This is a genomic window from Achromobacter marplatensis, from assembly GCF_002209535.1.
Classification (GTDB): Bacteria; Pseudomonadota; Gammaproteobacteria; order Burkholderiales; family Burkholderiaceae_B; genus Achromobacter; species Achromobacter marplatensis.
In genome coordinates this window covers 445,054-459,088 of record NZ_NJIG01000005.1, presented here as the reverse complement: position 1 = coordinate 459,088, position 14,035 = coordinate 445,054, and the positions used below count along the sequence as shown (strand labels likewise).

The window sequence follows — 14,035 nt, the reverse complement described above, 5'->3', positions numbered from 1 at the left end:
GAGGCCGCTCCGTATCAGGCTTCGTTCAACCGGGTGTTTACGGATTTTTTCCGGCGGAACTTGATTTCGCTGGCAAGCACGCCAGCCACGATCAACGCGGCGCCCACCAGCGCCAGCGCCGGCAGCCGGTCGCCCGCCAGGCGCCCGACGATGCCGCCCCAGACCGGCTCGCCCGCGTAGATGACCGTGGCGCGGGTGGGCGATACGGATTTCTGCGCCCAGTTCATGGTCAGCTGGATAATTGCGCTGGCCAGCCCCAGCCCGATGGCGGCGCCGGCCCACAGCCATGAAAACTTGGGCACGCCTTCGCCCAGCACCGGCATCAGCGCAAACGAGACCAGGCCAGCGGTCAACAACTGCACCGCGGTCACGCGGCGGCTGTCCACGCGCTTGGCGAACATGCCGATCAGGATGATCTCGGCGGCGATCGCCACCGCGCCGGCCAGGGTGGCGACCTCGCCGGGGCTGAAGTTGAGCGAACCCGCTTCGGGGCCTGCCAGCAGGATCAGTCCCGTGAAGGCCAGCGCCACGCCTATCCAGCTCATCAAGCCCGGCGGGCGCTTCAGCACCGCCCATTGCAGCAGCGGCACAATCGGCACGTACAGGGCCGTGATAAAGGCCGACTGGCTGCTGGTGATGGTGCGCAGGCCGTGCGTTTGCAGGTAGTACCCCAGGAACAATGCGCAGCCGATGGCGACGCCCGCGCCGATCTCGAATCGGGTGATGCCCATCATGTGCTTGCGGAACAGCAGCATCGTCACCAGGCCGGCAATGGTGAAACGCACGCCAACGAAGAACAGCGGTCCGCTATGCTGCATGGCGATATGGATAATGAGGAACGTGCTTCCCCACAGCATGGTGACCAGCACCAGGGCGATTTCCTGGCGCGTCAGGGCGAACATCGATTTGGGCTTCACGGCAGATATCAGGTGTCACTAATTTGAGCAATATACTGCACATTACTAATTCCGAGAGCGATGTCCTCACGCACGTCGGGGCCAATCTGAAGCGGCTGCGCAAGGCGGCGGACCTGAGCCAGACGGCGCTGGCCGACGCCTCGGGCATCAGCCGCCGCATGATCGCGGGGCTGGAGGCCGGCACGGCCAACATCAGCCTGTCCAGCCTGGACAAGCTGGCGCATGCGCTGGGGGTGGGTTTCGTGGATCTGGTCAGCGACCCGGCGCGCGAACGGCGTCGCATCGAGGCCCGCGCTTGGCGCGGCAAGCGCCCCGGCAGCCAGGCCGTGCTGCTGGGCGCTGCCCCGGCCAGCTGCGAGGCGCAGTTGTGGCTGTGGGTGCTGGCGCCGGGCGAGACATACGTGGCTGAGCCCGATCCGCCAGGCTGGCACGAGATGGTCTACGTCATGGAAGGCACGCTGCGGCTGGAATTGTCGGGCGTGGTGCAGCAAGTGCAGACCAACGACTTCGCCATCTACAGCAGCGCCCAGCCGTATTCCTATCGCAATGACGGTGACGCGCCGCTGCGCTTCGTGCGCAATGTATTGAGATAGCGCGGTGCAGTACCGGCACCCGGCGGGGCTCTCCCGGCCGGCCGTGGGTTTGCCGCAACGGCCCGATTTTTCCTGTGCCACGGCGGCGGGCCTGTCGGCTAGAATCGAGAATAATATTCATTCTTAAGTCGCTCGGTTGCATGGGCGTCAAGTCCGTCCCATGTCAGACCAGGCTCCCGCCCTCTCTCTCGAAGCGCTGTACAGCGACCACCACCCCTGGCTGGTGGGCATGCTGCGACGCAAGCTTGGCAATCGCGACAACGCCGCCGACCTGGCGCAGGATACTTTCCTACGCGTACTGGCCAACCGTAACGTCGAAGCCATCCTGCGTCCGCGCGAATACCTCGCCACCATCGCCCGCGGGCTGGTGACCGACGCCTACCGCCGCCAAGCCATCGAACGTGCCTATCTGGAAACCCTGGCCGCGCGGCCCGAACCGGTCGCCATCTCGCCCGAGGCGCGCGCCATCGTGCTGGAAACCGTGCTGGCCATCGACCGCATGCTGGACAAGCTGGGGCCGCGCACCCGCGCGATCTTCCTGTTGGTGCAGTTCGAGGAACTGACCTACGCCCAGGCCGGCGCCAAGTTGGGCGTGTCCGTGACCACCATCAAAAAGCACATGGTGCGCGCGCTGACGCAGTGCCTGCTGCTGGCCGCGGACTAGGGGCTTCCTGCCGTGCTGCAACGGATTGATCCATGACGGTTTACGCAGAAGCGCTGGAGGCAGCCGCGCGCTGGTACGTGGCCTTGCAGGACGTCGATGCCGACGAGGCGACGCGCGCCGGTTGGGGCCGTTGGCTGGACGCCGACGCTCGCCATCGTCAGGCCTGGGCGCGCATGCTGGACTTGCAAGAGCGGCTGGGCAGCGTGCCCGGCGACGTGTTGCTGCCTACCCTGCAAGCCGCCCGCCAGCAGCAGCGCCGACGCCTGTTGGCCCTGGCCCTGCTGGCCGGGGGCGGCGCGGCGCTGGGCCTGTACAGCACATCGCCCTGGCGGGTGCTGACCGCGGGGCTGCGTACCGCCACCGGCGAGCGGCGCACGGTGACGCTGCCCGACGGCGGCATGCTCTATCTGAATACCGGTTCAGCCGTCGATGTCGACTACGGGTCCGAACGCCGGCTGCTGCGCCTGTACCAGGGCGAGGTGCTGGTGCAGACCGCGCCCGACAACGCCGGCCGCCGGCCGTTCGAGGTGCTGACGTCGGACGGCAGCGTGCGCGCGCTGGGGACGCGCTTTTCGGTACGCAGCGACGAGGACGCCACCCGGGTCGCGGTCTTCCAGGACGCCGTGCTGCTGCAGCCCGCCGATCCGGGCGCTGCGCCCCTGCGCCTGTCGGCGGGCCAGCAAAGCCTGTTGACGGCGCGTGCCGCCGCGGCGCCCCAGCCCGTGCTTCAGTCGCAGGCGGCCTGGGTCGACGGCCGGCTGGTCGCCATCGACCAGCCACTGGGCGACTTCATCGCCGAGCTGGCGCGCTACCGCAGCGGCAGCCTCACCTGCGATCCGGCGGTGGCTCACCTGCGCCTGTCGGGCGCCTTCCGCCTGGCCGATACCGACGCGGTGCTGGAAAACGTGGCCGCCTCGCTGCCCGTGGCGCTGCGCACCCGCACCCGCTATTGGGTGCGCGTCGTGCCGCGCTGACCCAAAAATATTTTCGTCGTGGGGTTGCTCTTTCCCGTTCTCGTCCGGCCTACCAGATAGGGCCGCCTGGTCCAGGGTCTGCCAACCCTGCCTGGGACCTTGCGGCATGTTCCGTCCTGCCTATGAGAGCCGCCGTGTCCCGCAAGCCGCAAGCCGCCGATTTCCGTTCCGAACCCCGCTCGCCATCCCGTTCTGAAGCCCGCCCTGGGCGCCACGCCGTTGCCGGTAAGACTCGCCGCCTGACGGGCGCCCTGGCTGCACCGCGCCTGTTGCCCGTCCTGCTTGCCGCCGCCGTGTGGTCCGCCTGGGCCGTCGGCCCCCTGGCGCCCGCCGCGCGGGCCCAGTCCGCGCCTGCGGCGCGTAGCTACGACATTCCCGCCGGTCCGCTGGACGTTACGCTGAGCCGCTACGCCGCCGCCGCCGACATCACCCTGTCGTTCAACGCCGACCAGACCCGTGGCCGCCAGTCCGCCGGCATCCGGGGCAGCTACGCCGTGGACGCCGGCCTGGCCTATCTGCTGGCCGGCAGCGGACTGGAAGCACGCCACCGCGGCGGCGGCAACTACGTGCTGCGCGAGGCGCCCGCGGCCAGCGTCACCACGCTGCCCGCCGTCACCGTCACCGGCGAAACAGCCTTCAGCGCGGTGCCCGGCTACGCCGCCAGCCGCACGGCCACCGCCACCAAGACCGACACGCCAATCCTGGAAGTGCCGCAGTCCGTCTCGGTGGTCGGCCGCGACGAAATGGAAGCGCGGGGCGCGCTGGATGTGATGGACGCCGTGCAATACACCCCGGGCGTATCCGGCAATACCTACGGCCCCGACAACCGCGGCTGGGAATACATCAACCTGCGCGGTTTCTCGACCTACTACGTGTCGTTCCGCGACGGCCTGGCGCAGACGCCGACCGGCGTCACCCGGTACTCCACCGAACCCTACGGCCTGGAACGCATCGAAGTGCTGCGCGGTCCGTCGTCGATGACCTTCGGCCAGGGTGACGCCGGCGGCGTGCTCAATCGCATCAGCAAGCGGCCCACCGGCGAACGCATCCGCGAGGTGGCGGTGCAGTACGGCAGCTACGATCGCAAGCAGTTGGCCTTCGACCTGGGCGACGCCTTCGGCCAGGACGACACGCTCAGCTACCGGCTGGTAGGACTGGGGCTGGACAGTGATGACCAGGACAAATACCCCAATGGCGACAAGATCAACCGCAAGCGCCTGTATCTGGCGCCTTCGTTGCGCTGGCAGCCCAGCGCGGCCACGTCGGTGACGTTGCTGGCCGAGTACATCAAGAACAAGACCGGCGAAGATCCCTACTATTTCGCCAAGGACTACAAGCTCACCGATGTGAAGATGGGCGACCCGGGCTTCAGCCGCATGCGCAGCGAGCAGGCATCGATCGGCTACCTGCTGGAACACCGCTTCAACGATGCCTGGACCTTCCGCCAGAACTTCCGCTATAGCCACCTGTCGATGGACCGGCGGGTGATCTGGACGGACGAAGTCAATGAAGACGTCACGGCGATATCCCGCGTTGCCCGCACCTGGGACGACCCGCTGAGCCAATCCGTGGTGGATACCCAGATGCAGGGCAATCTGCGGCTGTGGGGCACCGAGCACACCGTGCTGATGGGGTTCGACTGGAGCGAACAACGCGCCAAGGCCAACCGCTACATCGGCCCGGCGCCCGACCTGGACCTGCTCAACCCCATCTATGGCGTGCCCATCGCCACGCCCACCAATCCGCTGGCCGACTACCGCCAGACGATCCGCCAGGCCGGCCTGTATCTGCAAGACCAGATCAAGCTGGATGACCACTGGATCGTGACGCTGGGCGGGCGGCAGGACCGGGTCACCTCCACCACGAACGACCGCCTGCACAGCACCAGCCAAAAGCAAACGGACAACGCCTTCAGCGGCCGCGCCGGCCTGACCTACCTGGCGGACAACGGCCTGGCGCCTTACATCAGCTATTCGGAATCGTTCGTACCCAACAGCGGCGTGGACGCGGACAACAACGCCTTCAAGCCCAGCCGCGGCAAACAGGTGGAAGTGGGCGTCAAGTACCAGCCGGCGGGTTCGCGCAGCCTGTACACGCTGGCCGTGTTCGACCTGAACAAGACCAACATCGTCAGCTACAACCCCATCACCGACGAACAGCGCCAGACCGGCAAGCAGCGCGCCCGCGGCATCGAACTCGAAGCAAAGGGCGAACTGCTGCGCGGCCTGAACGTCGCCGCGTCCTACACCTATCTGGACATGGAGGTGCGCAGCAGCGGGGATCCATTAGAGGTCGGCAAGATCCCGGTGGGGGTGCCCAAGCACACCGCGGCCCTGTGGCTGGACTACACCTTGGCCCAGGGCCTGGGTGCGGGCGCGGGGGTGCGCTATACCGGCCGGCGCCAGAACGACGAGCACAACACCTCCAGCGAGCCCGGCGTGGCCCTGGTCGACGCCGTGGTGCACTACGAGACCGGGCCGTGGCGCCTGGCGCTGAACGCCACGAACCTGTTCAACCGCGACTACTACTCGATCTGCTACATGGGCGAGTGCTACCGCGGCGCCGAGCGCACTCTGGTGATGACGGCGCGCTATCGCTGGTAGCTTAGAACTCGTATTTCAACGTTGCCACGACATTGCGTTCTTCGCCGTAGTAGCAGTAGTTGAGGCTGGCGCATGACGCCACGTAGGTCTTGTCCAGCAGGTTGTTGGCGGCCACGCGCACGCTCATCCCCTTGAGCGACGAGGACAGCCGGCCCAGGTCGTAGCGCACCGACAGGTCTACCAGCGTGTAGGCCGGCACCTTCAGTGTGTTGGCGCTGTCGGCCCAGCTTGTGCCCACGTAGCGCACGCCGGCGCCCACGCCCAGTCCGGAGTCAAACTGGTAGTCGCCCCACAGAGACGCCATGTGGCGCGGCGCCTGGTACGGCGTGTTGCCGGTCAGACCTTCGGTGGATTCGCGGTAGGTCATCGCGGTGAAGGTGTAGGCGGCCAGCATGGTGAAGTTGTCGGTCAGGCGCGCCTTGCCTTCCAGTTCGATCCCGCGCGACCGCACCTTGCCCGCCGGCGTGTAGTAGGTCTGCGCCAGCACGCGGTTGGCCACGTTGTCCTGCGTCAGGTCGAAGGCGGCCAGCGTCACCATGTTCTCGGTGCCGGGTGGCTGGAACTTCACGCCCGCTTCGTATTGCTTGCTTTGCGTGGGCGGCAGCAGGTTGCCTTGCTGGTCCGTGTAGGCATTGGGGTTGAAGGACTCGCTATAGCTGACGTAGGGCGACACGCCGTTGTCGAACAGGTACACCAGGCCCGCGCGCTTGGTGAACTTGGATCCGCTCCAGCTCTGCTTGGACGCGTAGTCGCCAGTGCGGCTGGATTCGGTCGTGCGGACTTCGTCCTGGCGGCCGCTCAGGGTCAGGCGCCAGCGGTCATAGGCCAACTGGTCTTGCAGGTAGAAGCCGGTCTGCTCCAGGCGGCGGTCGAAGAAGGTGCGGCTGGTGATCTGCACATTGCCATTGGCATAGTCGGGATGGAAGGCGTTCAGGTTGGACGCCGAGCCGGAATCCCATCGGCCGTCGGCGTGGCGGTTCTGGTAGTCCAGGCCCAGCAGCACGGTGTGCTTGACCGCGCCGGTCTCGAACTTGCCTTGCAACTGGTTGTCGATGGCAAACGCGTTGAGCGATTCATCGGCGCCCGAGTAATAGCGGTTCAGCTCCGTGCCGTTGGCCCAGCCGTAGCCGTAGACCTGCTTGAGCGCGACGTCGGACGAGACATACCGCGCGTTCTGGCGGAACGTCCAGCGGTCGTTGAAGCGGTGGTCGAACTGATAGCTGAAGATGCGCTCGTTGCGCTTGAATTCGTTGTTGTCGGGATCGGAATCCACGAAATGGCGCGAGATGCGCTGGCCCGCATGGTCGTTGGTGATGCTGGCGTCCGCCGGCACGCCACTGTGGAAGCCGCCGCTGGGGTCACGCTGCAGATAGGCTTGAAGCAGCAGGCTGGTGTCCGGCGTGAAGTTGAACATTACCTGCGGGGCGATCGCATAGCGCTCTTCGCGCGTATTGTCGAACTGGGTGTCGGTGGAGCGGCCCAGGCCGGTGACGCGATAGGCCACCTTGCCGTTATCGTCCACGGGGCCGGCGACGTCGAAGCCGGCGCTCTTCTGGCCCTGCGTGCCATAGGACACCTCCACCGAGCGGTACGGATCGAACAGCGGGCGCTTGCTGGTCAGCTGTACCAGACCGCCGGGGGCGCTGCGGCCGAACAGTACGGAAGAGGGCCCGCGGAACACGTCGATGCGCTCGACGAAGTAGGGATCGATCTGGATCGAGCTGAAGGTGCCGGAATCGCTCAGCAGCTTCAGGCCGTCGTAGATGGTGTTGTCCGTGCTGTTCTCGATGAAGCCTCGCAGCGCCACATAGTCGTAGCGGTCGGCGGCGCCGACCAGGCCCGTGAAGGCGCCGGGCGTGTAGCGCAGCGCTTCCGTCACGCTGCGGGGCTTTTGTTCGTCGATCTGTTCGCGCGTCACGACCGACACCGACTGCGGCGTCTCGATCAGCGGCGTGTCCGTCTTGGTGGCGCTGGAACTGGTCGAGGCCAGCAGGCCCGATGTCGGGTCCAGCGCGCCCGGTACGCTCTGGCCGCTGACGCGCACGGCAGGCAGCGTAGTCGTCCCGGGCACCGGCGCGGCCACCAGCACGTAGCCGCCCGCACTGCGCGCGGCAGTAAATCCGCTGCCGGCCAGCAGCACGCGGAAGCCCTCATCGACGCGGTAGCGTCCGTTCAGCCCGTTGGTGGTCAAGCCCTGGATGCGGCTGGCGTCCACGGAAATCGCCACGCCGGCCTGCTGCGCATAGCGGTTCAAGGCCGGAGCCAGTGGGCCGGCGGCAATGTCGAACGGGATCGCGGCATCGGTCTGCTGTTGGGCATGGGCGGGCAGGGCGGCGGCCGCGCCCAAGGTGGCCAGCAGCAGGCTGAAGGCCAGCGGGGTGTAGCGGAGATTCAAAGTCGGCAGGGGCATGGAAAGTTCCGTGTGCGTGAGTGTCCTGATTGCTATGACGCACCAGATCGGAAAAGCGGAACTCCGCCGCAAAAGCGAACGCTATCGGCCCGGCCCAGCCCGATCCACGATGACGACCCAGGGCGTCAACGTGCGCACCCGGATGGGGAAGCTGCTGGCCAGCAGCTGCAGGGCGCGGTCGGGATCGTCCAGCGGCAGGACGGCATTGACCTGCAGGCCGGCCAGCGCGTCGCGGTCTACGCGCAGGAGGCCGCTGCGGTAGCGACCCAGTAGTTCCAGTACATCGGCCAGCGGCTTGTCCTGCACGACCAGGCGCCGGTATTTCCAGGCGTCTTCGACGGCGGCGGCGTCCAGCGGCTGCGGCGCGCCCACGCCTTGGGCGGTGATGCGCACCTGCTCGCCGGCCTGCACCTGCCGGGCATGGTCCGGGGCGGTGTCATCGCGGGCGGTGGCCAGCACCTTGGACTCCAGCATGCTCAGCACCGTCACGCCGGATTCCGCGCTGACGACGAAGCGGGTGCCCAGCGCACGCACGCTGCCTTGCGTGGTGCGCACCACGAAAGGCCGCGCCGCGTCATGGGCGACTTCAACCAGGATATCGCCGCGCACCAATTCCACTTCGCGGCGCTGCGGGTCGAAATGCAGGTTGACCGCCGTGCCCGGCTCCAGGGTCACGCGGCTCTGATCGGCCAGCACATGCGTCTGCCATTGGCCGGCACCGCTGCGCATATCCGCCAACAGATAGGACGACGGATAGAAATGCAGGAACACGGCCAGCGGCGTGGCCAGTGCCGCCGCCAGCGCCAGGGTGGCCGCCACGCGCCGGATGCGGCGCCGCCTGCCGCCTGCCCAGCCGGCCTTCAGGCCCGCATGCAAAGGCGTGGTCTGTCCGGCGGCCTCGTCGCGCAATGCGCCCAATTGCGTCAGCACGGCTTCCATTCGCCGCGCCGCGGCGTCGTGGCGCGGGTCTTGGCGCTTCCAGGCATCGAAGCCTGCACGCAAGCGGTCGCGGTCGGCCGGGCTGGCGTCGTCTTCGGTCAGGCGCATCAGCCATTGGGCCGCTTCGCGCGCGATGTCCTGGGAGCCGGCGGCGCTCATGCGTCCACCGCGTCGTGGCAATGCAGCAGCGCGGACACCAGGTATTTGCGCACCATGCGGTCGGTCACGCCCAGCTTGGCGGCAATCTCGGCATGCGTGTCGCCATCCAGGTAATGCAGCAAAAAGGCCTGGCGCGGACGTTCCGCCAGGCCTTCCAGGATGGCGCTGATCTGGACCAACGCCTGCGACGTCATGAGGATCTGTTCGGGCGAGGGCGCGCCCGGGTGATCGGCCATGGCCAGGCTCAGCTCGGCCAGATAGGCCTCTTCCACTTGGCGGCGGCGGGCCTGGTCAATGATGAGCCGGCTGGCGGTCACCGACAGGAAGGCGCGCGGTTCGCGCACCGCGGCCAGCGCGTCGCGCGATGCCAGGATACGGGCAAAGGTGTCGTGCGCCATGTCCGCCGCATTGTGCGGGCAGCCCAGCTTTTTCTTCAGCCAAGCCAGCAGCCAGCCGCCGTGGTCGACGTACCAGGCGTGCAGCTCGGAATCGGGGTGGGAGGTTGCCGAAGGCATGAAGAACGCGCGGTGGCCGGAATGACGAAAGGCCACCCCTCGGGTAGCTTATGAATGAAAATCGATATCAATTATATTTGCTTCGCTGAAATTTGCGAGTCGCGCCAAAGTGTCCGCTGACCGAACCGGAATTCCCGGCGGGCAAGGGTGGTATGCGTATTGGTAGCTTATAGCCAGGAGTAATATGTCGCCTCCGGCGGCTTTCTCCGCCGGCAAGAACAAGCCGATTCACGCCTCGCCCTTCCCACCCGTGTCGATAGCGGATTCTTTCCGCGCCTCCCCTGCGGTGTCTGTAAGCCCTGGCGCATGAACGGCCATAAGAAGACATCGAGGAGAAGCACTTGGACAAGCAAGAGTCGGGCGGCTGGTATTTCGGCTGGAACATCGTCGGCGCCGCCGCGGTACTCACCCTGTTGACGGTCGGCCTGCGCATGGGCATCGGGCCGTTCTTCCTGCCAATGGCGGACGGGCTGGGATTTTCGCGCAGCCTGCTATCGGGCATCGTCGCGATCGGCATGCTGTGCTATGGCTTGGCCATGCCGCTGGCTGGCTACCTGGTCAGCACGCGCGGCACCCGCTTTGTGCTGCTGACCGGCACCGCCATTGTCGTGGCGTCTTCCTTGTGGACGGTGTTCGCCCGGGGCCCCCTCGAATTCCTGCTGTCATTCGGCGTAGCGCTGTCCGTCGGGCTGGCGTTCACCAGCCCCGTGGCGCTGACCCCCGTCATCAGCCGCTGGTTCACCCGCCAGCGCGGCATGGCGCTGTTCTTCCTGTCGACCGGATCGATGGCAGGCATCGCCCTGATGACGCCCACTCTGACATTCGCGATCGAAGCCGTGGGCTGGCAGGAAACACTGCTGGCCTTTGCCGTGCTGTTCGCCTTGCTGACCGTACCGGTCGCGCTCTTCATCATGCGCGACACCGCGCCCGAACACACTGACCTGCTGCCGCATCAGATCATCGACAACAAGTCGTCCGCCAAGCCCGCCGCCCGCGGCCCTGCGCCGAACGTGCGCGATGCCTTGCGCACGTTGCCGTTCTGGCAAGTGGCGCTGGGGTTGTTCGCCTGTGGCTACAGCATGAACCTGCTGGGCACGCACGGCATGCCGATGCTGATGGACCATGGCTTTGACGCCACCACGAGTTCGCTGGGCATCGGGCTGATTGGTCTGGTCGCCATCTTCAGCACGCTAGTGCTGGGTCGCATGTCGGACCAGGTCGAGCGCCGCAACATCCTGGCGGCGATCTATCTGGTGCGAGGGCTGGGGTTCTTTGCACTGGTCATGGTGGGCGCGCACTGGGAGCTTTATGCCGCAGCCACGATCGGCGGCATCGTCTGGGCGGGCAGCATCGCCTTGTCGTCGGCGATTCTTGCCGACGTCTACGGCATCCGTCTCGTCGGCGTGCTGTATGGCCTGACGTATCTAGGCCACCAGGTAGGCGGCATGATCAGTTCGTGGCTGGGCGGGTGGGCGTTCGATACGTTCCACACGCATTGGGTCGCCTTCGGATCGGCTGGCGTGTTGCTGCTGCTGGCCGCGGCGATTTCGCTCCGGCTGCCGGGGCGCGGCCTTGCGCGCGCGCCGGCAGCCGTGGGACGCTGAATCAGCGGTCTTTCAGCAGCGAGACCAGTTCGGGCACGTAGCGGTCACCGCCGCCCTGCGTGACGGCCTGGTCGAAGGTGTGCTGCACGGCGGCGCCGATCTCACGCACCGCGCCGGCTTCCGCCGCCATCGTGTTGTAGTAGGACAAGTCCTTCTGCGCGTTCGACATGAAAAAGCGCAGCGACGACGGGTCCTGCTCCAGCAGATACGGCTTGATGCGTTCCAGCGCCACGCCGCCGCCGCCGCCCTTGGCCAGCACATCGGCGAACACGGCAGGGTCGATATCCGAACGCAGTGCGCAGGCGGCCGCTTCCGACAACAAGGCCACCACGCCCAGCGACACGTAGTTGTGCAGCAGCTTCATGCGGTGGCCGGCACCGATCGGACCCGCGTGCGTGATGTTCTCGGCAAAGCAGGCCAGGATCGGCTTGCATTCTTCAAACAAGGCCGCGTCGCCGCCCACCAGCAGGTTCAGCCGGCCTTCGGCGGCTTCCTTCGGCGTGCGCGTCATCGGCGCGTCCAGGAAGCGCCCGCCGGATTCCGTCACGGCCTGCGCCACCTTCACGGTGGACGAGGGGATGGCCGTCGAGCAGTCGATGATCACGGTGCCGGGACGCAGGCCTTCCAGCACGCCGCCCTCGGACAGCAGTACCGCTTCCACCTGCGGACTGCCTGTCACGCACAGGATGATCACGTCCGACTGGGCAGCCAGCGCAGCGCCGCTGTCCACGCTGGTCGCGCCAGCGGCCTTCAACGTATCCAGGGGCTGATTGCCCGGGTGTTCCAGGACGGTCAGGGTGTGACCGTGCTTGACCAGATTGCTTGCAATGCCGTGGCCCATGAGGCCGATTCCAACCATGCCGACTTTCGCCATCTTCCACTGCTCCTGCCATGTGTAGGGATTTGTTGTGCTGTAAATCTTACTCCGTCTTCCGGAGCGGCCGACGGGCGCTTCGAATACGTCGAATGATGCCTTCGAATCTTTCGGATGGTCAGTGGCGAGCCCCATTCCTAAAATCGTTTCACGTCCCGAGCCATGCCGGACGGACAACGACCTATAACGGAGACATCCGCCTTCCGGGGTGGATACGATCAGCATGCCGCACAATGAAACCGAGCCGGCCGCCAGCGCCGAGCGCCACTATTTCGAACAGCTCGCGCAGGGCCGCTTCGCGATCCCGCAATGCCAGGTTTGCGCCCGGCACCATTTTTACCCCAGGGTAGTCTGCCCCCATTGCGGTGCCGATGCCTTGCACTGGACCGAACCCAGCGGGCTGGGCGAGGTCTATTCCACCACCATCGTCCGCAGCAAAGCCGGTGATTACACGGTGTGCCTTGTCGATCTGGCCGAAGGCCCGCGCTTGATGAGCCGTGTGGTCGACGTGCCGCCTGACGCGGTGCGCATCGGAATGACCGTACAGGCTCGAATCGATGCCGTCGACGGTGAACCGTTGCTGGTGTTCGTCCCCCAATCTGGGGAACAGGCATGAGCGGTCGAAGCTATCGCGGTGCGATCGCGGTCCTGGGCACCGGCATGGCCGGGCTGGGCGACTGCGGCGGGCGCACTGAGCAGGAAATCATCGCGCAGGCGGCATCCCGCGCCGTGGCTGCCAGTGGGCTGAAGATGCAGGACATCGACGGCATCATCACATCCAGCCTCACCTCGCCTTGGTGGGTGATGCGGATGTCTGAATACCTGGGCATCCGGCCGCGCTTTTCCGACAGTACGATGTTTGGCGGATCGTCGTTCATCGCCGACCTGAAGATCGCGGCCATGGCCATCGAAGCCGGACAGTGCGACCACGTGCTGGTGTGTTACGGCGCCAACCCTCGCAGCGCGCCCAGCAGCACGCAGATCAATCAGATGCGCGCGGCGCTGGACCCTCAGCCCTACGAGCATCCCTACAAGCCATTCAACCCGGTGACCAGCTATGCGCTGGCCGCTGCTCGCCACATGCACCAGTACGGCACCACGCGGCGCCAGCTGGCTGAAGTCGCGGTGGCCGCACGCAAGTGGGCGCAGCTGAATCCGGATGCTTTCCTGCGCGGGCCACTGACAATCGACGACGTGCTGGGCGCGAAGATGATTTCGGACCCCCTGACCGTGCGCGATTGCTGCCTGGTGACCGACGGCGCGGGCGCCTTCGTCGTGACGCGCGCGGAGCGCGCCCGTGATCTGCATCCGCGTCCGGTCTACGTGCTGGGCACCGGCCATGCCCATTGGCACCGGCAGATCTCCTCCATGCCTGACGTCACGGTCACACCCGCAGTGGATTCGGGGCGAGCCGCCTTCGCTGAAGCCGGCCTGACGCCAGCCGACATTGATCTGGTCGAGCTGTACGACGCCTTCACCATCAACCCCATCCTTTTCCTCGAAGACCTGGGCTTCTGCGCCAAAGGCGAGGGGGGCGCCTTCATCGGCGGTGGCCGGATTGAACCGGGCGGCGACCTGCCCATGAACACCAACGGCGGCGGCCTGTCGTTCACGCACCCCGGCATGTACAGCATTTTCCTGGTGATCGAAGCCGTGGGGCAACTGCGCCGCGAGGCGGGTGCACGCCAAGTCCCGAAGGCCGACGTCGCGCTAGTGCACGGCAACGGAGGCGTGTTGTCCAGCCAGGCTACGGCCATTCTTTCCCATACTTTGTGATGGAAAC

Annotated in this window: 12 protein-coding genes; 7 read left to right on the top strand and 5 right to left on the bottom strand. The window is 66.4% G+C overall.

From position 1 onward, the window contains the following. Positions 1-14: 14 nt before the first annotated feature. Positions 15-902, bottom strand: a complete 888-nt coding sequence (locus tag CEY09_RS15080; protein ID WP_088589288.1) for a DMT family transporter — start codon at positions 900-902, stop codon at positions 15-17. 38 nt (positions 903-940) lie between these two features. Between CEY09_RS15080 and CEY09_RS15075 the strand changes: the two genes are divergently transcribed. The 4 genes from CEY09_RS15075 (at position 941) to CEY09_RS15060 (ending at position 5,751) form a co-directional block, all read left to right on the top strand. Next, the gene (locus tag CEY09_RS15075; protein WP_088589231.1) at positions 941-1,510 is read left to right on the top strand and encodes a helix-turn-helix domain-containing protein; all 570 of its coding nucleotides are present in this window, start codon (positions 941-943) and stop codon (positions 1,508-1,510) included. Between the two features lie 160 nt (positions 1,511-1,670). Next, positions 1,671-2,174 (top strand): sigma-70 family RNA polymerase sigma factor, encoded by a 504-nt coding sequence (locus CEY09_RS15070; RefSeq protein ID WP_088589230.1) that lies wholly within the window; start codon positions 1,671-1,673, stop codon positions 2,172-2,174. Positions 2,175-2,206: 32 nt separating this feature from the next. Then, complete coding sequence (locus CEY09_RS15065) at positions 2,207-3,148, top strand: FecR domain-containing protein (protein ID WP_088589229.1); 942 nt, start codon at positions 2,207-2,209, stop codon at positions 3,146-3,148. A 134-nt stretch (positions 3,149-3,282) separates the two neighbouring features. Beyond that, positions 3,283-5,751, top strand: a complete 2,469-nt coding sequence (locus CEY09_RS15060; protein ID WP_088589228.1) for a TonB-dependent siderophore receptor — start codon at positions 3,283-3,285, stop codon at positions 5,749-5,751. A gap of 1 nt (position 5,752) precedes the next feature. Here the strand turns inward: CEY09_RS15060 and CEY09_RS15055 are convergent, their stop codons facing one another. From CEY09_RS15055 to CEY09_RS15045, 3 genes are all read right to left on the bottom strand, one after another. After that, positions 5,753-8,161, bottom strand: coding sequence for a TonB-dependent siderophore receptor (locus tag CEY09_RS15055; RefSeq protein WP_088589227.1), 2,409 nt, complete (start codon positions 8,159-8,161; stop codon positions 5,753-5,755). A gap of 81 nt (positions 8,162-8,242) precedes the next feature. Then, the gene (locus CEY09_RS15050) at positions 8,243-9,259 is read right to left on the bottom strand and encodes a FecR family protein (protein ID WP_088589226.1); all 1,017 of its coding nucleotides are present in this window, start codon (positions 9,257-9,259) and stop codon (positions 8,243-8,245) included. Further along, positions 9,256-9,774, bottom strand: coding sequence for a sigma-70 family RNA polymerase sigma factor (locus tag CEY09_RS15045; protein WP_088589287.1), 519 nt, complete (start codon positions 9,772-9,774; stop codon positions 9,256-9,258). The genes CEY09_RS15050 and CEY09_RS15045 overlap by 4 nt, the downstream gene beginning before the upstream one ends. A gap of 341 nt (positions 9,775-10,115) precedes the next feature. On the opposite strand from CEY09_RS15045, the gene CEY09_RS15040 reads away from it, so the two are divergent. Then, a complete protein-coding gene (locus CEY09_RS15040) occupies positions 10,116-11,378 on the top strand; it encodes an MFS transporter (RefSeq protein ID WP_006221956.1) in 1,263 nt (420 codons plus the stop codon). A gap of 1 nt (position 11,379) precedes the next feature. Here the strand turns inward: CEY09_RS15040 and CEY09_RS15035 are convergent, their stop codons facing one another. Then, positions 11,380-12,252, bottom strand: a complete 873-nt coding sequence (locus tag CEY09_RS15035; RefSeq protein WP_006221955.1) for an NAD(P)-dependent oxidoreductase — start codon at positions 12,250-12,252, stop codon at positions 11,380-11,382. A gap of 223 nt (positions 12,253-12,475) precedes the next feature. Here CEY09_RS15035 and CEY09_RS15030 point away from each other — a divergent pair, with 223 nt between their 5' ends. Both CEY09_RS15030 and CEY09_RS15025 read left to right on the top strand, forming a co-directional pair. Continuing rightward, on the top strand, positions 12,476-12,868 hold the full coding sequence (locus CEY09_RS15030) for a Zn-ribbon domain-containing OB-fold protein (protein WP_088589225.1): 393 nt from the start codon (positions 12,476-12,478) through the stop codon (positions 12,866-12,868). Further along, positions 12,865-14,028, top strand: coding sequence for a thiolase (locus CEY09_RS15025; RefSeq protein ID WP_088589224.1), 1,164 nt, complete (start codon positions 12,865-12,867; stop codon positions 14,026-14,028). The genes CEY09_RS15030 and CEY09_RS15025 overlap by 4 nt, the downstream gene beginning before the upstream one ends. Positions 14,029-14,035: the final 7 nt, after the last annotated feature.

Excerpts from the sequence above, each read along its gene's own strand:
- CEY09_RS15080 (WP_088589288.1), bottom strand. The coding sequence starts at position 902 with ATGTTCGCCCTGACGCGCCAGGAAATCGCCCTGGTGCTGGTCACCATG.
- CEY09_RS15070 (WP_088589230.1), top strand. The coding sequence starts at position 1,671 with ATGTCAGACCAGGCTCCCGCCCTCTCTCTCGAAGCGCTGTACAGCGAC.
- CEY09_RS15065 (WP_088589229.1), top strand. The coding sequence starts at position 2,207 with ATGACGGTTTACGCAGAAGCGCTGGAGGCAGCCGCGCGCTGGTACGTG.
- CEY09_RS15055 (WP_088589227.1), bottom strand. The coding sequence starts at position 8,161 with ATGCCCCTGCCGACTTTGAATCTCCGCTACACCCCGCTGGCCTTCAGC.
- CEY09_RS15050 (WP_088589226.1), bottom strand. The coding sequence starts at position 9,259 with ATGAGCGCCGCCGGCTCCCAGGACATCGCGCGCGAAGCGGCCCAATGG.
- CEY09_RS15045 (WP_088589287.1), bottom strand. The coding sequence starts at position 9,774 with ATGCCTTCGGCAACCTCCCACCCCGATTCCGAGCTGCACGCCTGGTAC.
- CEY09_RS15035 (WP_006221955.1), bottom strand. The coding sequence starts at position 12,252 with ATGGCGAAAGTCGGCATGGTTGGAATCGGCCTCATGGGCCACGGCATT.
- CEY09_RS15030 (WP_088589225.1), top strand. The coding sequence starts at position 12,476 with ATGCCGCACAATGAAACCGAGCCGGCCGCCAGCGCCGAGCGCCACTAT.
- CEY09_RS15025 (WP_088589224.1), top strand. The coding sequence starts at position 12,865 with ATGAGCGGTCGAAGCTATCGCGGTGCGATCGCGGTCCTGGGCACCGGC.